21 protein-coding genes and 1 tRNA gene are annotated in these 22,567 nt (G+C 64.2%); 17 read left to right on the forward strand and 5 right to left on the reverse strand.

Going from position 1 to position 22,567, the window contains the following annotated elements:
• Position 1: 1 nt before the first annotated feature.
• Entirely contained in the window at positions 2 to 2,203 is a 2,202-nt protein-coding gene (gene uvrB / locus ABD704_RS07910) for an excinuclease ABC subunit UvrB (RefSeq protein ID WP_344699133.1), read from the reverse strand.
• A gap of 88 nt (positions 2,204 to 2,291) precedes the next feature.
• On the opposite strand from uvrB, the gene ABD704_RS07915 reads away from it, so the two are divergent.
• The 11 genes from ABD704_RS07915 (at position 2,292) to cyoD (ending at position 11,730) form a co-directional block, all read left to right on the forward strand.
• Positions 2,292 to 2,840, forward strand: coding sequence for a DUF3617 domain-containing protein (locus ABD704_RS07915; protein WP_344699134.1), 549 nt, complete (start codon positions 2,292 to 2,294; stop codon positions 2,838 to 2,840).
• Positions 2,841 to 2,872: 32 nt separating this feature from the next.
• The gene (locus ABD704_RS07920) at positions 2,873 to 3,760 is read left to right on the forward strand and encodes a diacylglycerol/lipid kinase family protein (protein ID WP_344699135.1); all 888 of its coding nucleotides are present in this window, start codon (positions 2,873 to 2,875) and stop codon (positions 3,758 to 3,760) included.
• Between the two features lie 110 nt (positions 3,761 to 3,870).
• Positions 3,871 to 4,395 carry a hypothetical protein gene (locus ABD704_RS07925; protein WP_344699136.1) on the forward strand — a complete coding sequence of 175 codons (525 nt, stop codon included), beginning with the start codon at positions 3,871 to 3,873 and terminating at the stop codon, positions 4,393 to 4,395.
• 42 nt (positions 4,396 to 4,437) lie between these two features.
• Positions 4,438 to 4,914 carry a DUF2721 domain-containing protein gene (locus ABD704_RS07930; RefSeq protein ID WP_344699137.1) on the forward strand — a complete coding sequence of 159 codons (477 nt, stop codon included), beginning with the start codon at positions 4,438 to 4,440 and terminating at the stop codon, positions 4,912 to 4,914.
• A 55-nt stretch (positions 4,915 to 4,969) separates the two neighbouring features.
• Entirely contained in the window at positions 4,970 to 5,743 is a 774-nt protein-coding gene (locus ABD704_RS07935; protein WP_344699138.1) for a DUF2059 domain-containing protein, read from the forward strand.
• A gap of 74 nt (positions 5,744 to 5,817) precedes the next feature.
• Complete coding sequence (gene recJ, locus ABD704_RS07940; protein WP_344699139.1) at positions 5,818 to 7,566, forward strand: single-stranded-DNA-specific exonuclease RecJ; 1,749 nt, start codon at positions 5,818 to 5,820, stop codon at positions 7,564 to 7,566.
• Between the two features lie 41 nt (positions 7,567 to 7,607).
• Positions 7,608 to 7,683, forward strand: a tRNA-Glu gene (locus tag ABD704_RS07945).
• 143 nt (positions 7,684 to 7,826) lie between these two features.
• Complete coding sequence (gene cyoA, locus ABD704_RS07950; protein WP_425565455.1) at positions 7,827 to 8,693, forward strand: ubiquinol oxidase subunit II; 867 nt, start codon at positions 7,827 to 7,829, stop codon at positions 8,691 to 8,693.
• A gap of 3 nt (positions 8,694 to 8,696) precedes the next feature.
• Positions 8,697 to 10,703 (forward strand): cytochrome o ubiquinol oxidase subunit I, encoded by a 2,007-nt coding sequence (gene cyoB, locus ABD704_RS07955; protein ID WP_344699141.1) that lies wholly within the window; start codon positions 8,697 to 8,699, stop codon positions 10,701 to 10,703.
• The gene (gene cyoC, locus ABD704_RS07960) at positions 10,700 to 11,344 is read left to right on the forward strand and encodes a cytochrome o ubiquinol oxidase subunit III (RefSeq protein ID WP_344699142.1); all 645 of its coding nucleotides are present in this window, start codon (positions 10,700 to 10,702) and stop codon (positions 11,342 to 11,344) included. Before cyoB ends, cyoC begins: the two co-directional genes overlap by 4 nt.
• Positions 11,341 to 11,730: a cytochrome o ubiquinol oxidase subunit IV gene (gene cyoD / locus ABD704_RS07965; RefSeq protein WP_344699143.1), complete on the forward strand. Its 390-nt coding sequence runs from the start codon at positions 11,341 to 11,343 to the stop codon at positions 11,728 to 11,730. Before cyoC ends, cyoD begins: the two co-directional genes overlap by 4 nt.
• Here cyoD and ABD704_RS07970 read toward each other — a convergent pair.
• The 4 genes from ABD704_RS07970 to ABD704_RS07985 are packed head-to-tail and all read right to left on the reverse strand — an operon-like array spanning position 11,727 to position 15,316.
• Positions 11,727 to 12,959, reverse strand: a complete 1,233-nt coding sequence (locus ABD704_RS07970; RefSeq protein ID WP_344699144.1) for an MgtC/SapB family protein — start codon at positions 12,957 to 12,959, stop codon at positions 11,727 to 11,729. The genes cyoD and ABD704_RS07970 overlap by 4 nt on opposite strands.
• A 17-nt stretch (positions 12,960 to 12,976) precedes the next feature.
• Positions 12,977 to 13,816, reverse strand: coding sequence for an S-formylglutathione hydrolase (gene fghA / locus ABD704_RS07975; RefSeq protein ID WP_344699145.1), 840 nt, complete (start codon positions 13,814 to 13,816; stop codon positions 12,977 to 12,979).
• A 2-nt stretch (positions 13,817 to 13,818) separates the two neighbouring features.
• Positions 13,819 to 14,190, reverse strand: coding sequence for a VOC family protein (locus ABD704_RS07980; protein WP_344699146.1), 372 nt, complete (start codon positions 14,188 to 14,190; stop codon positions 13,819 to 13,821).
• A 13-nt stretch (positions 14,191 to 14,203) separates the two neighbouring features.
• Positions 14,204 to 15,316 (reverse strand): S-(hydroxymethyl)glutathione dehydrogenase/class III alcohol dehydrogenase, encoded by a 1,113-nt coding sequence (locus tag ABD704_RS07985; RefSeq protein ID WP_344699147.1) that lies wholly within the window; start codon positions 15,314 to 15,316, stop codon positions 14,204 to 14,206.
• Positions 15,317 to 15,383: 67 nt separating this feature from the next.
• Between ABD704_RS07985 and ABD704_RS07990 the strand changes: the two genes are divergently transcribed.
• The 6 genes from ABD704_RS07990 to scpA all read left to right on the forward strand — a co-directional run bounded on the left by ABD704_RS07990 (position 15,384) and on the right by scpA (position 22,450).
• Positions 15,384 to 16,148, forward strand: a complete 765-nt coding sequence (locus tag ABD704_RS07990; RefSeq protein WP_344699148.1) for an SDR family NAD(P)-dependent oxidoreductase — start codon at positions 15,384 to 15,386, stop codon at positions 16,146 to 16,148.
• Entirely contained in the window at positions 16,145 to 16,954 is an 810-nt protein-coding gene (locus tag ABD704_RS07995; protein ID WP_344699149.1) for an enoyl-CoA hydratase family protein, read from the forward strand. The genes ABD704_RS07990 and ABD704_RS07995 overlap by 4 nt, the downstream gene beginning before the upstream one ends.
• Positions 16,955 to 17,119: 165 nt before the next feature.
• The gene (locus ABD704_RS08000; RefSeq protein WP_344699150.1) at positions 17,120 to 18,262 is read left to right on the forward strand and encodes an acyl-CoA dehydrogenase family protein; all 1,143 of its coding nucleotides are present in this window, start codon (positions 17,120 to 17,122) and stop codon (positions 18,260 to 18,262) included.
• A complete protein-coding gene (locus tag ABD704_RS08005; protein WP_344699151.1) occupies positions 18,259 to 18,651 on the forward strand; it encodes a RidA family protein in 393 nt (130 codons plus the stop codon). Before ABD704_RS08000 ends, ABD704_RS08005 begins: the two co-directional genes overlap by 4 nt.
• Entirely contained in the window at positions 18,648 to 20,231 is a 1,584-nt protein-coding gene (locus ABD704_RS08010) for an AMP-binding protein (protein ID WP_344699152.1), read from the forward strand. The genes ABD704_RS08005 and ABD704_RS08010 overlap by 4 nt, the downstream gene beginning before the upstream one ends.
• An 86-nt stretch (positions 20,232 to 20,317) precedes the next feature.
• On the forward strand, positions 20,318 to 22,450 hold the full coding sequence (gene scpA / locus ABD704_RS08015; RefSeq protein WP_344699153.1) for a methylmalonyl-CoA mutase: 2,133 nt from the start codon (positions 20,318 to 20,320) through the stop codon (positions 22,448 to 22,450).
• Positions 22,451 to 22,567: the final 117 nt, after the last annotated feature.

Genomic DNA, 22,567 nt, shown 5'->3' on the forward strand with positions numbered 1-22,567 from the left:
CTTAACCGCGGCGGCCGTCGAAACGTGTCCGCTGCTGCTTTCCGAACCGGCCCTTGCGCGTGCCCGGCCTGCCCTCGGTCGAATTGCCGAGCGGGCGCGGCGCAACGCGGTCGTCGTGCGGGATGCCGAGGTCGTCTTCCTCGAGCCGGCGGATTTCGTCGCGCAGGCGCGCCGCCTCTTCGAACTCGAGGTCGGCGGCCGCCTTGCGCATCCGCTCCTCGAGATCGCCGATGTAGGCCTTGAGGTTGTGCCCGACGAGGTGCGGCCGCTCATCGTCGCCGGTATCGACAACGACGCCGTCGCGCGTGGCCAGATGGGCCATCACGTCGTGGATTTGGCGCTTGATCGTCTCCGGCGTGATGCCGTGCTCGGCATTGTAGGCGAGCTGCTTCTCGCGCCGGCGATCGGTTTCGGCGAGCGCGCGCTCGATCGAGCCGGTCTTGGTGTCGGCGTACAGAATGACGCGACCTTCTACGTTGCGGGCGGCGCGACCAATGGTCTGGATCAGTGACGTCTCGGAGCGAAGAAAGCCCTCCTTGTCCGCATCGAGAATCGCGACCAGCCCGCACTCGGGAATGTCGAGGCCTTCACGCAGCAAGTTGATGCCGACCAGCACGTCATAGACACCCAACCGGAGCTCGCGGATCAGTTCGATGCGCTCCAGTGTCTCGACGTCCGAGTGCATGTAGCGGACACGCAGGCCCGCCTCGTGCAGATATTCGGTGAGGTCCTCGGCCATCCGCTTGGTCAGCGTGGTGACCAGTGTGCGATAGCCATTCGCGGCGGTCTTCTTCGCTTCGTTGACGAGATCGTCGACCTGGTCCTCGACCGGCTTGATCTCGACCGGCGGGTCGATGAGTCCGGTGGGACGGATGACTTGTTCGGAGAACACGCCGCCGGTCTCGTTCATCTCCCATGTGCCCGGCGTGGCGGAAACGAACACCGACTGCGGGCGCATTGCGTCCCACTCGTTGAAGCGCAGCGGCCGGTTGTCGATGCAGCTCGGCAGGCGGAAGCCGTACTCGGCCAGTGTGATCTTCCGGCGATGGTCGCCGCGCGCCATCGCACCGATTTGCGGCACCGTCTGGTGGCTCTCGTCGATGAACAGCAGCGCGTTGTCGGGAAGATATTCGAACAGGGTCGGCGGCGGCTCGCCCGGCAGCCGCCCGGTGAGGAAGCGCGAGTAATTCTCGATGCCGGCGCAGGACCCCGTCGCGGCGATCATCTCCAGATCGAAGTTGGTGCGCTGTTCCAGCCGCTGCGCCTCCAGCAGACGGCCCTCGGCCTGCAACTCCTTGAGCCGCTCCGTCAGCTCATGCCGGATCGCTTCCATCGCCTGCTTCAGCGTCGGGCCAGGCGTCACATAGTGCGAGTTCGCATAGACCTTGATGCTGTCGAGGCTTGCGACCGACTTGCCGGTCAGCGGGTCGAATTCGGTGATATCCTCGATCTCGTCACCGAAGAATGACACACGCCAGGCGGTGTCTTCATAGTGCGACGGGAAAATCTCCAAATTGTCGCCGCGGACGCGGAAGTTGCCGCGCGCGAAAGCCTGGTCGTTGCGCTTGTACTGAAGCGCAACGAGCTTGCGGATGACCTCGCGCTGGTCCTCCGACGAGCCCTTCTTGAGGGTGAAGGTCATCGCCGAATAGGTCTCGACCGAGCCGATGCCGTAGAGGCAGGACACGGACGCGACGATGATCACGTCATCGCGCTCCAGCAGCGACCGCGTCGCCGAGTGGCGCATGCGGTCGATCGCCTCGTTCACGCTCGACTCCTTCTCGATGTAGGTGTCGGTGCGCGGGACGTAGGCTTCCGGCTGATAGTAGTCGTAGTAGCTGACGAAATATTCGACCGCGTTGTTCGGGAAGAAGCTCTTGAACTCCCCGTAGAGCTGCGCGGCGAGGATCTTGTTTGGCGCAATGATCAGCGCCGGCCGCTGCAGCGTCTCGATGACCTTCGCCATCGTGAACGTCTTGCCCGAACCGGTGACGCCCAAGAGCACCTGACTGACGTCCCCATTTTCGCCGATGCCTTCGACGAGCTCGCGGATCGCCGTCGGCTGGTCGCCTGCGGGCTCATACTCCGAGACGATCTCGAAGCGCTTGCCGCCTTCCGCTTTCTCCGGCCGCGCGGGCTTGTGCGGCACGAAAGCTGCGGCCGTATCCGGTTCCTCGAGCGTGGTCCTGATTTGAATTGCCATGTGCGTCCGATATGGTTGCTCAGCGGGACGAACTCAATGAACCGTGCGAAGCTCCCGCTCCTGCTATTCGCAGGCAAAGGGGGGGCGCATGAAACAGATCGTTTTGTTGCCGGCCGTGCTGGCCTTGCTCACCGCCTGCGACAAAGGCGTCGAGATGAAGAACGCTTCGGTCGAGAACGTCGCCAAGGCGGTCAAGGACAAGGGGCTCGAGGAGAAGTTCGTCGACCCCGGCAAATGGGAGCAGGTCGTGACGCTCCTTTCCATCGATGCGCCCGGCATGGGAGGGCAGGAACGCGCCGCAATGCAGCAGGCGATCGGGCAGAAGCAGGTCCACACCGTCTGCCTGACGCCCGAGAAGGCCAAGAGCCCGCGCGCCGACTTCGTCACCGGCAAGGATGAGAATTGCAATTACGACCATTTCAAATGGGGCGGCGGGAAGATCGACATGGTCTTGAGCTGCCAGCATCCCAATGCGAAGCAGAAAATGGCGCTATCCGGCGATTATGAGCCGCAGCGCTATTCAATGGCGATGACCATGACCAACGAAGGCGGCAGCAAGACCGAACAGTTCGCGATGAAGATGAAAGTCGAGGCCAAGCGCGTCGGCGACTGCGACGCCAAGGCCGCTTCGAATTAGACGAACAGCCGTGGGCGCTGTAGCGCTAGTCAATGGTGCGCGTCCCGGTTCTGATCAATCGTCGTGGGGGCGCAGCTTCCGCTGACCCCGACATCGGCAAGAAAGCCGCGGAAGCCTTCAAGGCAGCGGGGATCGATGTCGACGTCGAGCTGATCGAAGGCGACCAATGCGACGTGCGCTGCCGCGCCGCAGCCGAGCGCGACGATGCGCTGGTAGTGGTCGGCGGCGGCGACGGGACAATCGCCGCGGCGGCTTCGGCGCTGATCGGCACGAAGACGAAACTCGGCATCCTGCCGCTCGGCACTCTCAATCATTTCGCGCGCGACCTCGGCATTCCGACCGACCTGGCCGAGGCAGCCAAGCTCATCGCGTCGAACAAGGAGCGTTTGGTCGACGTGGCCCAACTCAACGACCGCATCTTCATCAACAACAGCGCGATCGGCCTCTACCCTTTGATGGTCCTCGACCGCGACCTTCAACGCAAGCGACTGGGCAGGAGCAAGCGTCTGGCGATGATCGTCGCCTCGGTCCGAATGCTCGCCCGCTTCGGCCATCAACGGCTGACGCTCACCATGAATGAAGATAAGGAGCTGATCGACACGCCTTTGCTGTTCGTCGGCAACAACGACTACCGCATCGATCTCGGGGCGCCGGGCCAGCGCGAGAGCCTGGAGGACGGCCAGCTGTGCGTGATGGTGATGCGCAAGAAGACGCGGCGCGGCTTTGTCGCCGCCGGCATCAGGGCCCTGCTCAACCGTGCGCGCGAGGACGATATGGAGCGGATCGACGGAGTCGAGCGACTGCGCGTTTCGAGCCGTCGCGTCGCTGTCCCTGTCTCGCTTGATGGCGAAGTGGTAAGCATCGCCCCGCCGTTGGACTACCGGATCCGCAAGCGCGCGTTGCGTGTCATTGCGGGCTAGGGTGAAACCTCTCGTCCGGGCAGGTGTTGGCGGCAGGTAGAAAGGGAGTGTCCTTGGCGAGCCGCGCAGGATCAGGAGTTTCCAGTCGCACCCGGGCCCGAGCGCTTCGCGTGGCTGGAGTTGCAATCATTCTGCTGAGCGCTGGTGCAGCGCTGCTTCCGGTCGGCAAAAGCATTTCGCCCGACATGATCGGCGGATTGCTCATTGCCGCAGGGTTGATCGAGACGATCGCGGGCGCACTGCGGCGGGGCGCGCGCCCCTTCGCCATGGCGGCGGGTGTTGTCACCGCACTGGCCGGCCTGCTCTTCGTCACCAACCCCGACACGCACTTCTTCCCGACCGTCGTGCCGATTATCGGATGGCTCATCGCGCGAAGCGTGATCCTCGGCGTCGGCAGCCGCGAGGCGACGGGCTCGGTCCGGCGTTGGACCGCATTTTCCGCCGGCATGGATTTGCTCCTCGCGATCCTGCTCGTCGCGGGCCTGTCGATTTCCACCTTGGTGATCAGCATTTTCGGCCCGACGCCGGAGCTGGTAGCCAGCTTCGCCTGGGTGCTGGCGGCAAGCTTCGTCGTGAATGGGTTGATGCTGCTCGAGGTCGCGAGCTGCGCCGAGGAGGCCGCTGCCCAGGGCTGACCGGGCTTTCAGTCGGCGCCGCGGCTGTGCATAAGCCGCTTCGTGCTCCAGGCCGTGCCCAACATCTCCGTCGATACCGTCGGCGAGATTGTCCGCAACGCGGTCGCGCCGGTCTTCCTGCTCAGCGGCATCGGCGCCTTCCTCAACGTTTGCGCAGCGCGCCTGTCGCGGATTGTCGACCGTTCGCGGGAGATCGAGCCCAAGCTCCTCGCCAGCCGCGGCCGCGAGCATGAGCGCTGGGTTGGCGAGCTCAAGATCCTCGACAGGCGGATGAGCCTCGTCAGTTCGGCGATCTTTCTCTCGGTCGTTTCCGCCATCCTCATCTGCGCGGTGGTCAGCCTGCTCTTCGCTGCAAGTCTCACCGGCACGCATTTCGGCACCGCGATCGCGCTGCTCTTCATCGCGTCGATGATCGCGATCGGCGGCGGGTTCGCGGTCTTCCTCGCGGAGACTTGGGTCGGCTCACGCGCTGTCCGCGTCCGCTCCGAGCTGCTCCAGCACCAGGAAGAGCGCGACTAGCTGGACGGGCCGCCACGGCCGTTTCATACTTCTGTTCTACTTGGGGGAGAGGGGCATGCGTTACCCGGCCATCTGTATTCGTTCGGCCGCACTATCGATCGTTCTGAGCGCCGGCATCGCGACTGCGGCGGAGGCTGCACCCGCGGCAGCGAAGGCTGCAACGAAGCCATCGACCGAACCCGTAGCTGCCAAGGCAGTACCGAGCTTTGCCGAGATGATGAAGGTCATCAACAAGCTGTTCCCGCCGCAGCCCGATCCTGACCCGGCCCGCCTGGCACTGGCACGCACGTCGGCGCAATCGATCTGGCCGGACGGAGCCTATGGACGGATGCTGACGGGCCTGATGGGCGGCATGTTCGACCGCGTGATGAGCCTCAAAGAGTCCGACCTGGGCTCAATGGCTCCCAAGAAGACGACCAAGGTCGACCCAGCGAAGGCGAACCTGTCGCTGCACGACCAGCTGGTGACTGAGGATCCCTATTTCGATCAGCGAGTGGCGGCAATGCGCGCGGTGCTGACTGAGGAAGTCGGCAAGGTTTCGACAATCGTCGATCCGCGCATGCGCGACGGTCTGGCGCGGGCAATGGCGCGACGGTTCGACGCGCGGCAGCTCTCGGACATCAACGCGTTTTTCGCCACGACAAGCGGACAGGCGCTGTCGAGCCAATATATGCAGCTGTGGATTGACCCCGACACGATCCGCTCCGTTTTCGGGACGTTTCCCGACATGATGAAGCTGATGCCGGGCATGATGGAAAAGCTGCAGGCGGCCAACGACAAGTTCCCGAAGCCGCCGAAGAAGGACAAGGACAAGCCCGCTAAGAAATAGGCATCCACAGATATCGCGCGTTCGGGCAACGCCACGTCTGGACCCGCGATTCTGCCAGCCCTACCTTCAAGGGCATGGCGGCGCTCAACATCGAACGATCGGTCAGCGGGCAGCCGTGGCGCTGGCGCCGCGAGCCCGACCCGTCGCTCGCGATGGACGATCTGGTTGACGAGCTGCTGCTCGGCCGAGGGGTCGAGCGTTCGGACCTCGCGCGCCACCGCGAACCGAAAATCCGCGATTTCCTGCCCGATCCGTCCTGCTTCCAGGACATGGACAAGGGCGCCAGACGGCTGGCCGACGCCCTTCAGCAGGGCGAGCAGATCGCCATCTTCGGCGATTATGACGTCGACGGCGCGACCAGCGCGGCGCTTCTGGTGCTGCTGCTGCGCCGCCTTGGCGCCGATCCGATCGTCTACATCCCCGACCGCCTGATGGAGGGCTACGGCCCATCGGGAAAGGCGCTCGTTGAACTGAAGGCCCGTGGGGCGGCAATTGCCATCTGCGTCGACTGCGGCGCGCAGGCATTCGAGGCGCTCGATGAGGCGAAGAATGCCGGGCTCGACGTGGTCGTTGTCGACCACCACCAATGCGCGACCCTGCTTCCGCTGGCCCATGCGCTGATCAATCCGAACCGGTTGGACGAGAGCGAAGACGGCGCGGCGCACGGCCACCTTGCGGCGGTGGGCATGGCGTTCCTGCTCGGTGTCGCCCTGCTCCGCGAACTTCGCAGCCGCGGCTTCTTCGAGACGATCGACGAGCCCAAGATCATCGATCTGCTAGACCTGGTTGCGCTCGGCACCGTTGCAGATGTCGCCAGGCTCAAGGGCCTCAACCGCGCCTTCGTGACGCAGGGTCTGAAGGTGATGTCAGTCCGGCAAAACATCGGGCTCGTCGCGTTGGCCGAGGCTGCGCGGCTGGTGAAGGCGCCATCGTGCCGGGACCTCGGCTTCGCATTAGGACCCCGGATCAATGCCGGCGGCCGCGTGGGCAAGTCGGACCTTGGCGTCCGCCTCCTGACCTCGACCGATCCCGAGGAAGCGCGCGAGATCGCCGCCGAGCTCGACCGCCTCAACGAAGAACGCCGTGCGATTGAAATGCTTGTCTGCGAACAGGCCGAGGAACAGGCAGCCAAACTGAATGGTGCGGCGGTGCTCACCGTGATGGCGCCCGGCTGGCATCCCGGCGTGATCGGCATCGTCGCCGGCCGCATCAAGGAACGCTTCGGCCGACCGGCAATCGTCATCGCGGAAACCGAAGACGGCACCGGCAAGGGCTCCGGCCGCTCCATCTCGGGCGTCGACCTCGGCGCTGCGGTGCTTGCTGCCAAGGACAGCGGACTACTGATCGCCGGCGGCGGACACGCCATGGCAGCCGGCCTCACGCTGGCGCCGGGCGGGCTCGAGCCATTCCGTGAATTCATCAATGATCGGCTGGCGGCGGACGTGGACCGATCGATCGGCGAGCGCGCGCTCCTCCTCGATGCGTTGCTCGCGCCGGGCGGCGTTGCCGGAAATCTCTGCGACGCGCTTGAGACGGCCGGACCCTATGGCGCGGGATGGCCTGGCCCGCGCGTGGCCGCAGGACCCGCTCGCCTGCTCAAGGCGGGAATCGTCGGCGACGGCCATGTCCGAGGCATTGCCTGCGGCGATGACGGCAAGACCTTCAAGTGGATCGCCTTCCGCAGCGCCGCCACGGATCTGGGTCAGGCCCTGCTCTCCTCGACCGGCGACCGGCGCTGGTGGCTGGCCGGAACGATCAAGCGCGACGAGTGGAATGGCGGCAATGCGGCAGAGATGCACGTCGAGGATGCCGCACTTGCTTGACCGTCGCGACCCCCTCGCCTAACGGCTTCCGGCCCTAGCAAGGCCCCATCGTCTAGCGGTCTAGGACGTCGCCCTTTCACGGCGAAAACACGGGTTCGAGTCCCGTTGGGGTCACCATGGGCGCCGAGGTTCCGGAACTAGGTATAATTACGGAACCCGGCAGAGTTCGCATTCGTCTAACCGCCCTTACGGGTTTCAAACGGCGGGGGCTCATGAACGCAGTCGGTTGTCATTTGCTGAGATACAGGCGGCCATCCGTGATGGCCGTGGCGTCATTGGCAGTGGCCGGTTGCAACCGAGGCATCCTCGACCCGGTTGGACCGGTCGCGCTCGCCGAAAAGCAGATCCTCGTCAATTCGACGGCCATCATGCTGGCGATCATCATCCCGACGATGATTGCGACGGTCGCGTTCGCCTGGTGGTTCAGGCGCGGCAATTCAAAAGCGACCTACCGCCCCGACTGGGAATATTCGGGTGCGATCGAAATGGTCGTGTGGGCGATCCCGGCAATGACCATCATGCTGCTCGGGGGCATCACCTGGATCGGCAGTCACGATCTCGACCCCGCCCGGCCGCTGAAATCCAACGTGCCCGCGCTGAAGGTGGAAGTCGTCTCGCTCGATTGGAAATGGCTCTTCATCTATCCCGACCAGGGGATCGCGACCGTCAACCAGCTGGTCGTCCCGGCCGGGACGCCCGTCAGCTTCCGCCTAACGTCGGCGACAGTCTGGAACAGCTTCTTCGTCCCGCAGATGGGGACGATGATCTACACCATGCCGAGGATGACGACCCGGCTGAACCTGCAGGCGGACAAGCAGGGCGTTTACGACGGCCTCTCGACACAATTTAGCGGCGACGGCTTTCCTGGCATGCAATTTAAAGTGCAGGCGCTGCCCGCCGATCAATTCGCGATGTGGGCCCAAGGATCGAAGGGCGCAGGACCGGCCCTCGACGCCAGGAACTATGCGGCGCTTTCGAAGCCGAGCAGCTACGTGAAGCCGATCACCTACGGTGCGGTCGTGCCCGGACTGTTCGACGCGATCGTCGCCGACAAGGCGCCGCAACTGCATCTTCCGCAAGCCGCTCCGCCGGCCAACAAGAATTCAGCCGTTCCGGCGGGGGGCTAAAGAATGTTTGGTAGACTCACCTGGGGAGCGATCCCCTTCCATGAGCCAATCCCGCTGATCACGTCCATCGTGATCATCCTTGCGCTTGGCGCGGTCGGCATTTGGATCACGCGCAAGGGTTGGTGGCCCTACCTTTGGAACGAATACATCACGTCGACCGATCACAAGAAAATCGGTGTCATGTACATCGTCCTGGCGCTGGTGATGCTCGTGCGCGGCTTCGCCGATGCGATCATGATGCGGGCGCAGCAGTCGCTCGCGATCGGTGCCTCGCAAGGCTATCTGCCGCCCGAACACTATAACCAGATCTTCTCCGCGCACGGCACGATCATGATCTTCTTCGTGGCGATGCCGTTTGTCATCGGGTTCATGAATTTCGTCGTGCCGCTTCAGCTGGGCGTGCGCGACGTCGCCTTCCCGACGATGAACAATGTTAGCTTTTGGCTGAGCGCTTCGGGCGCGCTGCTGATCAACCTCAGCTTGTTCATCGGCGAATTCGCGCGCACCGGCTGGCTCGCTTTTCCACCACTCAGCGAGAAGGCTTTCTCTCCGGGGGTGGGCGTCGATTACTATCTCGTCGCGCTTCAGATATCCGGCGTCGGGACGGTGTTGACCGCGGTCAATTTCGTCACCACCATCCTCAAGACCCGCGCGCCTGGAATGAGCTACCTGCGCATGCCGGTGTTCTGCTGGACCGCGCTGGCATCCAACCTAATCATGCTCGCCGCCTTCCCGGTGCTCACGGTCGTCTTGGCTGAGCTGATGCTCGACCGTTACCTCGGCTTCCACTTCTTCACGAACGACGGTGGCGGCAACTCGATGCTCTACATGAACCTGATCTGGGTTTGGGGGCATCCGGAGGTTTACATCCTCGTGCTGCCGGCCTTCGGCATTTACTCGGAGGTCGCCGCGACCTTCTCCGGCAAGCCTTTGTTCGGATACCGCTCGATGGTCTTCGCGACGATGGCCATCTGCATCATCTCCTACATGGTCTGGCTGCACCACTTCTTCACCATGGGTGCCGGCGGCGACATCAACGCGGTGTTCGGCATCGCCAGCATGATCATCGGCATCCCGACGGGCGTGAAGATCTACAACTGGCTGTTCACGATGTACGGCGGCCGGGTCCGGTTCACCGTGCCCGTCTACTACCTCATTGGCTTCATGCTGACCTTCGTGGTCGGCGGCCTGACCGGTGTTCTGCTCGCCATTCCGCCGGTCGACTTCGTGGTCCACAACAGCCTGTTCCTGGTCGCTCACTTCCACCAGGTGATCATCGGCGGCGTCGTGTTCGCCCTGATGGCCGGCTACACTTACTGGTTTCCCAAGGCGTTCGGGTTCACGCTCGACGAGCGCCTTGGCAAGGCGGTGTTCTGGTGCTGGTTCATCGGCTTCCACCTGGCCTTCATGCCGCTCTACGTGCTTGGATTCTGGGGCGCGACACGACGCATGCAGCATATCTCGGACCCAAGCTGGGCGCCGTGGCTCAACGTCGCCTTCGTCGGCGCCGCGATCATCGGTCTCGGCATCGTGCTGACGGTCGTGCAGCTGCTCTATTCGATCAAGACGCGCGATCAGCGGCGCGACATCACCGGCGACCCGTGGGACGGGCGGACGCTCGAGTGGCTGACCCTGTCACCGCCGCCGCATTACAATTTCGCAGTGCTTCCGGACGTCCACGGCGAAGAGGCCTATTGGACGCGCAAGCAGACCGCGATCAAACAGGACCAGTTGATCGACGAGCCTGACTACCAGCCCATCGAGATGCCGGTGAACACGCCGACCGGCGTCATCGTCGCTTTCTTCGCCGCGCTCTGCGGGTTCGCCGTCATCTGGTACATCTGGTGGCTCGCGATCCTTGGACTGATCGGCGCCTTCGCCATCTTCGTGTGGTACGCCTGGCGCGACGAGAATGAACATATCATCCCCGTCGAAGAGGTCCGGGCAAACGCTCGCGAACGGCGTCGGATCCGCATGGAACATCTCCACAACCTGAGTCAGTCGACGTGAGCACCATCAGCGAAACACCTGCCCTCGGTCTGACCCATCTCGGCTCCGAGGACACCGGCCTCGGCCACCGCGGGCCGGAGTCCAAGAGCATCGTCGTACCTTACGGCTTCTGGCTGTTCGTGCTGTCCGACATGGTGCTCTTTTCGGCACTTTTCGCCAGCTACGCGACGCTGGTGAACAATTCGGACGGCGGCCCGACCACCAGCCAACTCTTCCATCGCGACCTTGTCGCGGTCGAAACGATCGCGCTGCTGATTTCCAGCTTCGTCTGCGGCCTCGCCATGATCACCGCCAAGCGGAAGAACATGGTGTGGACGCAGATTTGGCTGGTTGTGACCGGCCTGCTCGGCCTCGTGTTCCTTGGCATCGAGCTCTACGAGTTCGGCACCATGATCGCCGAAGGCGCAGGGCCTCAACGCAGCGCTTTTCTGTCGTCCTTCTTTACGCTGGTCGGCTGTCACGGCGCGCACGTTACCGCGGGCCTGCTGTGGCTCGGCACCATGATGGCGCAGATCTGGGCCAAGGGCTTCCAGCCGCATATCATGCGCCGGCTGCTGTGCTTCAGCGTCTTCTGGCACGCTCTCGACATCATCTGGGTCGCCATCTTCACCATCGTCTATCTGATCGGGACGCTGCCATGACCGAACACGACGCCGACCAGCTCAACGTCGCTCCAGGCGAGCCGCATGACAGCATGCTCAGCGAGACGATCAGCTATGTGATCGGCCTCGGCCTTGCACTGCTGCTCACCGGCGTGTCCTTCTGGGTCGCGTCGACCGGTGTGCTGTGGGGACCGGGCGTCGCTACAGGCCTAGTCGTGCTGGCGATCGCACAGATGGGCGTCCATCTGGTCTTCTTCCTTCATATCACAAGCGGGCCGGACAACACGAACAACGTGCTGGCGCTTGCGTTCGGCGTACTCATCGTTGTCCTGGTGATGGTCGGCACCATCTTCATCATGTCGCACATGAACTCGAACATGGGGCCGATGCAGGACATGACGAACCTGCAGGCGCAACGAGGCTAGAGCCGCAACAGCGCTGCGCCGATGCTGGCTGCAAGCGCGAGGACGCTGGCCGTCATGGCTATCGCAGCTGAAAGTCCCTTGCCGCGGGCATAAGCGAGCGTGATCCCGATTTTCACGGCCATGTTGACGATGATGGTTCCGCTGATCGCGATGGCCGCCAGAAGCGGCGAGATTGCCGCCGGGTGCAGGTTGCCCAACGTGATGATGGCGGTGTCCACGTCGGTCGAGCCGACGATCAGAAGGAGCACGGCAATCCCCTGCTCGCCGAAGCGTCCAGCCGCCCATTTCGCGGCGACGGCAGCGACGGCGACGAACACCACGAACCCAAGCGCCGGAAGGATTGCGATGGGATTGCTCGGAGGGCTGGGCGCATCTGCGCGCGGCGCCTTGCGGTAGAGCCAGAAGCCCGCTCCCCAGGCGACGATTATCGCCGGCAGGATCATCAGCGCGAACGGAACGAAGACGCGTGTTGCAAGCACGCCGATGAGAAGCAGGAGCCGCAGGTACATGACCGCCGTCGCGAGCGCGATGCCCGCCGGCTCAGCCCCGGCCTTCTCCTCGGTTCCCAGCCGTTGCGCGAGCGATTGGGTTACCGCCGTGGAGCTGTACGCGCCGCCGATCAGCGCCGTCGCGATCGTCCCATGGCGCTCGCCGAAGATGCGGTTGGCGACATAGCCAAGGAACGAGAAGCCGGTGACGAGAACGACGATCAGCCACAATTTCTGCGGGTTCCAGGCGCCCAGGGGACCATACTGTCCGCTGGGCAGGAACGGCAGGATCGCGCCGGCGATGATCGCGTAGCGTGCCAGCGCCTTGATATCTTCCTCGTCGAGACGGTCGATGAGCCCGTGAAGCTCGGTTCGCATCGCGAGAATCGCGACGGAAATGGCCGCGCAGGCGATGGCGAGCGCGGGCTGACCGCTACCGGCCAGGAAGCCGATCGCGACGGTGACCATGGCCGCGACGGCGCTTGTGGAATCATGATGGCTGCGAAGCTCGCGGGAATAAGCGATCACCATGATCGCCACCGCGCCAACGACGATGGCGCCGGCGACGATCGGATGCCCGCGCGCGCCGATCAGTCCGGCAATGCCCGTGCCGAGGCCGAGCATCGAGAAGGTGCGGACACCGGCTACGCGAGTGCCCGGCCTCTGGTCCTTGAGCTTCCAGCCGCGCTCGATGCCGATCAGCAGGCCGCAGGCAAGCGCAGCGAGAACCGCAAGCGCCACGCGATACCAGTCGGCGTTCAGTCGAGTCGCTCCGCATGCCAACGCACATGGTCGGCCATGAGCGTCGAGATGAAATAATAGCTGTGGTCGTAGCCAGGCTGCAGTCGCAACGTCAGGTCGATACCCGCCGCCCTGCAGGCCTGGTCGAGCAGCTCCGGCCGAAGCTCGCCTTCCAGGAACGGATCGGCCGTGCCGACGTCGACAAGCAGCTCCGGCACACGCGCGCCATCCTCGATCAGCGCAACAGCGTCGTGCTTGCGCCACGCCGCTTTGTCGTCGCCGAGATAACCAGCCAGCGCTTTCTGTCCCCAAGGCACCTGCCCTGGCGCGACGATCGGCGCGAATGCCGAGACGCTTCGGAAGCGATCGGGACGGGTCAGTGCGACCGTCAATGCACCATGCCCGCCCATTGAGTGTCCGGTGATCGACTGGCGTCCGAGATCGACCGGGAATTCCGCGCCGACAAGCGCGGGCAGCTCGTCGGTGACGTAGGTCCACATGCGATAGTTCGTCGCCCACGGCTCCTCCGTCGCATCGACATAGAAGCCGGCGCCGAGCCCGAAGTCCCAAGCCCCATCCGGGGCCGTCGGAACACCCGCTCCGCGAGGGCTCGTATCCGGGGCGACGAACGCGATCCCATGGTCGGCGCAAGCCGCCCGGTACTCGCCCTTCTCCACCACGTTGGCATGCGTGCAGGTCAGGCCGGACAAATACCACAGCAACGGCACGCGGCCGCCATTCCCGGCCTGCGGCGGAAGGTAGATCGCGAAGGTCATCTCCGTCGAAGTCGCGCTCGACGCATGTTTGACGACCAGCTGCCGCCCGCCGTGCGACTTGTTCTCGGAGGTAATCTCCATGCTTACTGCGCCGGCCGGTGAAGCCCGCAAAGCTTGTTGCCGTCCGGGTCGCGCAAATATGCGAGGTAAAGCTTGCCGAACGCGTTCTCGCGATAGCCGGGCGGGTCCTCGATTGCCTGACCGCCCGCCTGCACGCCGCGCTCGTGCCAGCTGTCGACTTCCTCGGGACTGTCGAGGTTGAAGCCGATCGTGCCGCCATTCGCATGATGCGCCGGCTCGCCGTTGATCGGCTTGCTGATCATGAACACTGAACCGTTATGACGATAAGCGACGCGGCCCTTGTCATCGGACCGACCTTCCTTGCCGAACAACGCGTCGTAGAAGTTCTTCGACCGCTCGACGTCGTTCGAGCCGACCATGACGTGACTGAACATCCGCTCTCTCTCCCTAGTAGACGACCACGCTCCGAATGCTTTCGCCCGCGTGCATCAGGTCGAAGCCCTTGTTGATCTCGTCGAGTGTCAGGACGTGCGTGATCATCGGATCGATCGCGATCTTCCCGTCCATATACCAGTCGACGATCTTCGGCACGTCGGTGCGGCCCTTGGCCCCGCCGAACGCAGTGCCGCGCCAGTTGCGACCGGTCACGAGCTGGAATGGCCGCGTGGCGATTTCCTTGCCGGCCTCGGCGACGCCGATGATGATGCTGGTACCCCAGCCGCGGTGACAGGCCTCGAGCGCCGTGCGCATCACTTCCGTGTTGCCGGTCGCGTCGAACGTATAGTCGGCGCCACCGTCGGTCATCTCGACGATCTTGGCGACGATGTCCTCGCGGCTCATACCCTTGCTGTTGAGGAAGTCGGTCATGCCGAATTTACGGCCCCATTCCTCGCGGTCAGGGTTGATGTCGACGCCGACGATCTTGTTCGCACCGACGAGCTTCGCCCCCTGGATGACGTTGAGCCCGATACCGCCGAGTCCGAACACGACGACGTTCGCGCCTGGCTCGACCTTCGCGGTCTTCACCACCGCGCCGACGCCGGTAGTCACGCCGCAGCCGATGTAGCAGCTCGTTTTGAACGGCGCGTCCTCGCGGATCTTCGCGACCGCAATCTCCGGCAGCACCGTGAAGTTCGAGAAGGTCGAGCAGCCCATGTAATGGAAGATCTGCTGACCCTTGTAGCTGAAGCGGCTGGTACCGTCGGGCATCAGGCCCTTGCCTTGGGTCGCGCGGATTGCGGTGCAGAGGTTCGTCTTGCCGCTGAGGCACGACTTACACTGGCGACATTCCGGCGTGTACAGCGGGATGACGTGATCGCCAGCCTTTACGCTCGTCACGCCCGGCCCGACCTCACGCACCACGCCCGCGCCTTCGTGACCGAGGATCGACGGGAAGATGCCTTCCGAGTCGAACCCGTCCAGCGTGTAGGCGTCCGTGTGGCAGATGCCGGTCGCCATGATCTCGACCAGCACTTCGCCCTGCTTCGGGCCTTCCAGATCCAACTCGACGATCTCAAGCGGCTTCTTGGCTTCGAAGGCGACGGCAGCGCGGGTCTTCATGATTCGATCCCCCAGTGAGAATTCAGCGCGCCTTGCCACCGCAAAGCGCTTCGGCCAAGCTGAACCGATGGGGAGCAGGCTCGATGGACGCCATGCGCTGATCACCGGTGGCGGCACCGGCATCGGCGCCGCCGCCGCCGCGCAGCTGAACGCTGCCGGTGCACGCATTTCATTGCTGGGACGGCGGCTGGAGCCGCTGAAAGCGATTGCCGAAAGCGTCGGCGGTACGCCGGTGCAATGCGACGTGACCGATCCCGACCGGCTGCGCGCCGCGTTCGACGACGCCCGGGCGGCGAACGGACCGATCGAGATGCTCGTCGTCAACGCCGGCATCGCCGAGAGCGCGCCGTTTCATAAAATGACCCGCGAAAGCTGGGACCGAATCATCGGCGTCAATCTCACGGCCGCGTTCGCATGCAGCCGCGAAGCCATCGGCGATCTGCTCAAGAGCGAGAACGGCCGCCTCGTCTTCGTCGCGTCCGTCGCCTCGCTGCGCGGCGTGCCCTACGCCTCTCATTATGCCGCGTCGAAGCACGGCCTGCTCGGATTGATGCGCAGCCTCGCCGCCGAATATGCCAAGACCAACCTGACCACGAATGCGGTCTGTCCCGGCTATGTCGATACCCCGATGACCGATCAGTCGGTCGCGCGGGTGTCCGAGATCACCGGCCGCAGCCAGGACCAGGCACGGGACGCCATTACCAACATGAATGCGAGCGGCCGGCTTGTCGATCCGGACGCCATCGGCAACGTCATTTCCATGCTCTGCCTGCCGATGAGCCGCGACATCAACGGCGCCGCGATCACCATCGACGGAGGGACCAGCGCGTGAGCTGGGATCCCACGGGCTTTGCGCCGAAGCATTTCCTGTGGGACCTCAAGGATCGCGTCGCGACGATTACGCTGAACCGGCCGGAGCGGAAGAATCCGCTGACGTTCGATTCCTATGACGAGCTTCGCGACACCTTCCGCGCGCTGAACCAGACGCGTCTGGCCAAGGCGGTCGTGATTCAGGGCGCGGGCGGCAACTTCTGCTCCGGCGGCGATGTGCACGAAATCATCGGCCCGCTCACCAAGATGGATTCCGCCGGCCTGCTCAAGTTCACCCGCATGGCCGGCGACCTCGTCCGGGCGATGCGCGCTTGTCCGCAACCGATCGTCGCTGCCGTCGAAGGCGTCTGCGCAGGCGCGGGCGCCATCATTGCGATGGCCAGCGACCTGCGCATTGCCAAGGCTGGAGCGACGACGGCATTCCTTTTCACGCGCGTCGGTCTGTCCGGCGCCGACATGGGCGCCTGCGCAATCCTGCCGCGCCTGATCGGCCATGGCCGGGCGGCCGAGCTGTTGTTTACCGCGCGCACCATGACGACTGACGAGGGATTCGCCTGGGGCTTCTACAATCGCGTGGTGGACAACGCTCAGGTAGAGGCGCGCGCACTGGCCGAACAGCTGGCCAGCGGCCCGTCGATTGCTCACTGCATCACCAAGCGCCAGCTCGACGCCGAGTGGAACGTGACGATCGAGGAAGCGATCGAGATGGAGGCTCGCGCCCAGGCCTACTGCATGGAAACCAAAGACTTCAGGCGCGCCTACGAAGCTTTTGCGTCGAAGCAGACGCCGGAGTTCAAGGGAGACTGACGCTCTGTCCTACAGTCGGCTATTTGGGCTAGGGACCTGCCGATGAAGAAGTCGCCGCCTTCAACGTCCGGCCGGTTCGCGCTGAATCGCCGGGGGGAGCGCGCGAAATCCTCTTCGTCACTGCGAACATTGGGAACATTCGCGCTGGAGATCGCGAGATTCGGCATGGCTGATCGCACATTCCTCTCCTGGCCCTTTTTCGAGCCTCGGCACCGCGAGCTCGCGGATGCACTGCAGAACTGGTGCGCGGAGATGCCGGCGGAGGCCGCAGATCTAGACGAAGGTTGCCGCTCTCTGGTGGAATGGCTTGCGAGGGGCGGCTTCCTCAAGCTTTGCGTTGCCGATGGGGAGCGCCGACCCGACGTGCGGAGCCTCGCGATCGCGCGCGAAACACTGGCCTACCACAGCGGGCTGGCCGACTTCGCCTTTGCGATGCAGGGCCTCGGCTCTGGTGCGATTTCTTTGTTCGGAACGATCGAACAGAAGCGCGAATGGCTTCCAAAGGTCGCAAGCGGCCGGGCCGTTGCCGCCTTCGCAATGACGGAGCCAACCTGCGGATCGGATGCGGCCAACATCGCGACGTCCGCCCTGCGCGACGGCAACGAATGGGTCCTTGTCGGTGAGAAGACCTACATTTCCAACGGTGGCATCGCCGACTTCTACGTCACCTTTGCCCGCACCGGCGAAGGCGAGGGCTCGCGTGGGCTCTCGGCCTTCATCGTGCCCGCCGAGGCGGTGCAGGTTGCCGAACGCATCGACGTCATCGCGCCGCATCCCCTAGCGCGCCTCACCTACGACAATGTGCGCATTCCTGCCGACGCCATCATCGGCGAACCGGGCGAAGGTTTCCGCATTTCGATGGAGACGCTGAACCTGTTCCGCGTCACCGTCGGCGCGGCAGGCCTGGGCTTCGCGCGCCGCGCCCTGGACGAAGCGCTGGGCTGGGCAAAGGTACGCCGCCTCGGCAGCGGCACCCTCGCCGACAATGCGGTAACTCAAGCCAAGCTCGCCGACATGGCAATGCTCAACGACGCCTCGGCGCTGCTCATTTACCGTGCCGCCTGGCAGCAGGACGTCGGCGGGACCGACAACCGCCGCGCCGCCGCCATGGCCAAGCTTCACGCAACCGAAGCCGGGAGCCAGGTCGTCGACATGGCTGTGCAAATGCACGGCGGTGCCGGGGTCACGCGCGGCGTGAAGGTCGAGGAACTCTACCGAGACATCCGCGCACTCCGCATCTACGAGGGCGCAAGCGAGGTGCAGCGGCAGATCATTGCCCGCGACCTGCTCAAGGAAGCCCTGCCATGAAGCCGCTCTGCCCGCCCGGCTGGCCGCGACCCAAGGGATATTCCAATGCCATGGCCGCGCGTGGGCGCGTCGTGATGACCGCCGGGGTCGTCGGCTGGAACGAGCAGGAAGAGTTCGCCGAGACCAGCCTTGCCGGCCAGTTCGCACAGACGCTGCGCAACATCGTCGCCATCCTCGCTTGCGACGGCGCGACGCCAAGGAATATCGCCCGGCTAACCTGCTACGTTACCTCGATCGACGAATATCTTGCCTCGCTGAAGGACATCGGCGCAGCGTGGAAAGAGATCATCGGCCCGCACTATCCAGCGATGGCGCTGGTCGAGGTCGTGCGGCTCGTCGAACCTCTCGCGAAGGTTGAGATCGAGGCGACAGCGGTCATTCCAGAATGAAGGATCGCTTCGTCGAAGACCGTCTGCCGCCGGCCGACCGGCTACCGGAATTCCGCTTCGACCTGCCCGAGCTTGAATATCCCGAACGCCTGAATGCGGCGGTCGAACTGCTCAAAGGCGGTTCGCCCGACGCGATCGCCATCCTCAACGACCATGGCCGCTGGACCTACGCCGACCTCGATGATTTCAGCGGGCGGATTGCGCGCCTCCTCGTCGACGAACATGGCCTCGTGCCGGGCAACCGTGTCCTCCTTCGCGGCCCGAACAGCTATACGATGTCCGCCGCCTGGCTCGGCGCGCTCAAGGCCGGCGCCATCGTCGTCGCCACCATGCCACTTCTCCGCCCCGGCGAGATCGCGACGGTCATCGAACTCGCTGAGGTCAGTCACGCCATCGTCGACAGCCGCTACATCGGCGACTTCCGCCAGGCGGTCGAGCAGACGCATTCGGTCAAGCACATCATCAAATATGACGGCGACTATGGCCGCGGCGAACTCGAGACGCGCACGGCCGCGCTACAGCCATTGCCGCCGGTCGACACTGGCCGCGACGAGCCCGCGCTGATCGCGTTCACCAGCGGCACCACCGGCGTCCCCAAGGGCTGCGTCCAGTTCCACCGCGACATCCTCGCGCCCTGCGACACGTTCGCGAAGCATCTCGTCGGCCCCAAGCCCGGCGACATCTTCATGACCAGCGCGCCGATGGCCTTCACGTTCGGGCTCGGGATCGCCTTGATATTCCCGCTACGCTTCGGAGCCGCCGCGGCAACGGTCGAACAGGCGACGCCCTCGTCGATGCTCGATGCAATCGTGAAGCACGGCGTGACGCACCTCGGCACGGCGCCGACCGCCTACAAGGCGATGCTGTCGCAGCCGAACCTAGACGCTGCGCTGAAAACGCTGCGTTATTGTATCTCCGCGGGAGAGCATCTTCCGGAAGCGACGTGGCAGGCGTGGAAGAGCCGCACAGGCGTCGCCATCACCGATGGCATCGGCTCGACCGAGATGATGCATATCTTCGTGTCAGCAGCCGGCGCCGACATCCGCCCCGGCTCAACTGGCAGGGCGGTTCCCGGCTACACCGCGACCATCCTCGACGGCGACAGCGTCGAGGTCGCCGAAGGCATCGGCCGTCTCGCGATCAAGGGCCCGACCGGCTGCCGCTACCTCGATGACGAACGCCAGCTCGATTACGTCGAGAACGGTTGGAACGTGACCGGCGACACCTACCGCCGCGATGCCGACGGCTATTTCTGGTATCTCGCCCGCAGCGACGACATGATCGTCAGCTCAGGCTACAATATCGGCGCGCCGGAAGTGGAAAATGCGCTGCTTTCGCACCCCGCCGTTGCGGAGTGCGCCGTGGTCGGCGTGTCCTGCCCGGAGCGGGGCCAGAAAGTGAAAGCGTTTGTCGTACCGGCGCCCGATGTGAAAGTGTCGGACGACCTGGCGGCCGAGCTTCAAACCCACGTCAAGACCCAGATCGCGCCCTATAAATATCCGCGCGAGATCGAGTTCGTCGACGCGCTACCCAAGACCGCCACCGGCAAGCTTCGCCGCGGCGAGCTGCGCAACCGCTAATAGGGAACTGGCGGACGCCGGTGATCCGCATCGCGCCAAGGGTTGATTCCATTGGCACGACACCTGCGCGGCGCTAGTGACCTCGCGTGACTGAAAAGCTGTCGAAATCAGACTGGCGAGCGATCGCTGACAAAGAGTCCCGCGGTAAGGACCTTACTCGCGAGACCGTCGAAGGCATCCGCCTCGACACCGTTTACGATGCCGATGACGCCATAAACAGCGGCTACCCCGGCCTCGCACCGTTCACTCGTGGCCCATATGCGACGATGTATGCGGGCCGCCCCTGGACCATCCGCCAATACGCCGGCTTCTCGACCGCCGAAGAATCCAATTCTTTCTACCGGCGCAATCTCGCTGCCGGACAGAAGGGCCTGAGCGTCGCCTTCGACCTCGCGACCCACCGCGGTTACGACAGCGACAATCCGCGTGTGGCCGGCGACGTCGGCATGGCGGGCGTGGCAATCGACACCGTCGAGGACATGAAGCTTTTGTTCGACGGCATTCCGCTCGGCGAAATGTCGGTCAGCATGACGATGAACGGCGCGGTGCTTCCGGTCATGGCCTTCTTCATCGTCGCGGGTGAGGAACAGGGCGTTCCGCACGACAAGCTCACCGGCACGATCCAGAACGACATCCTGAAAGAGTTCGCGGTCCGGAACACCTATATTTATCCGCCCGAACCTTCAATGCGGATCGTGTCCGATATCATCGGCTTCTGCGCGGCGGAGATGCCGAAGTTCAACTCGATATCGATCAGCGGCTATCACATGCACGAGGCCGGAGCGACGGCGGTCCAGGAACTCGCCTACACGTTGGCCGACGGCATGGAATATGTCCGCGCGGCGCAAGCCGACGGCCTCGACATCGACGACTTCGCGGGCCGCCTCAGCTTCTTCTGGGGCATCGGCATGAACCTGTTCATGGAAGTGGCGAAGCTCCGCGCCGGGCGAACCTTATGGCACCGGATCATGACCCAGCTCGGCGCAAAGAAGGATGAGTCCAAGCGCCTGCGCACCCACTGCCAGACGTCGGGCGTCAGCCTGACCGAGCAGGACCCGTACAACAATATCATCCGCACGACGATCGAAGCGCTTGCGGCGGTGCTCGGCGGCACCCAGTCGCTGCACACAAACAGCTTCGACGAAGCAATCGCGCTGCCGACGGATTTCAGCGCGCGCATCGCCCGCAACACGCAACTTATCCTTGCCGAGGAGAGCGGCGTCACCGCCGTCGCCGACCCGCTCGGCGGCAGCTTCTACGTCGAGAAACTGACCCGCGAGTTGGAGGAAAAGGCCTGGGCATTAATCGAGGAGGTCGAGGCCCACGGCGGGATGACCAAGGCGGTCGCGGATGGCTTGCCCAAGCACCGGATCGAGGAAGCCGCCGCGGCACGTGGGGCGAAGGTCGATACCGGCGAAACGGTGATCGTCGGCGTGAACCGCTATCGGCTTCCCGAGGAAGCTGAACACGACATTCTCGAAGTCGACAACGCCAAGGTGCGCGCCTCTCAGATCGCGCGGATCGAGAAGGTGCGCGCGGCCCGCGACGAAGCAAACGTTTGTGCGGCGCTTGATGCGCTGGAGCGCGGTGCCCGCGGTGACGACAATCTGCTTCGCCTCAGCGTCGAAGCGGCGCGCGTTCGCTGCACGCTCGGCGAAATTTCGGATGCCTTGGAGCGCGCCTTTGGCCGCTACGGTACCAAGCCCGAGCCGGTGCGCGGCATCTATGGCAAGGCGCGCCGCGATAGCCGCTGGAAGGCCGCCGAGGAAGGCACACAGTCGGTCGCCGAGCGTCTCGGCCGACGCCCACGCATCATGGTCGCGAAGATGGGCCAGGACGGGCACGACCGCGGCGCGAACCTGGTTTCCTCAGCTTTCGCCGACCTCGGGTTCGATGTCGTCCCAGGTCCTTTGTTCCAAACACCGCGCGAGACCGCGCAAATGGCGATCGAACATAATGTCGACGTGGTCGGCGCAAGCTCGCTCGCTGCAGGCCACCGCACGCTCATCCCGGAGATGATCGCAGCACTGAAGGACATGGGACGCGCCGACATCAAGGTGGTCGCCGGAGGCGTCATCCCGCCGCAGGATTATGCCGCGCTCCGCGCCGCCGGCGTGCAGGCCATCTTCGGCCCTGGCACTAATCTTGCCGATGCCGCCGACGAGGTACTGCGTCTGCTTGGACACAACCGCCCGCCGCTAGATGAGGCTGCGGAGTGAAACGACGCCTTTCGGTGCTGGTCGCTCTGCTGATTTCGTGGAGTTGCTATGGCCTCGTCTTCATACCCTTGGCCGACCGTGAAGCGTCCCGTTGTCATGTTCTTGGTAATCTAGCCG

It is taken from the genome of Sphingomonas limnosediminicola (assembly GCF_039537965.1).
Lineage (GTDB): Bacteria > Pseudomonadota > Alphaproteobacteria > Sphingomonadales > Sphingomonadaceae > Sphingomicrobium > Sphingomicrobium limnosediminicola.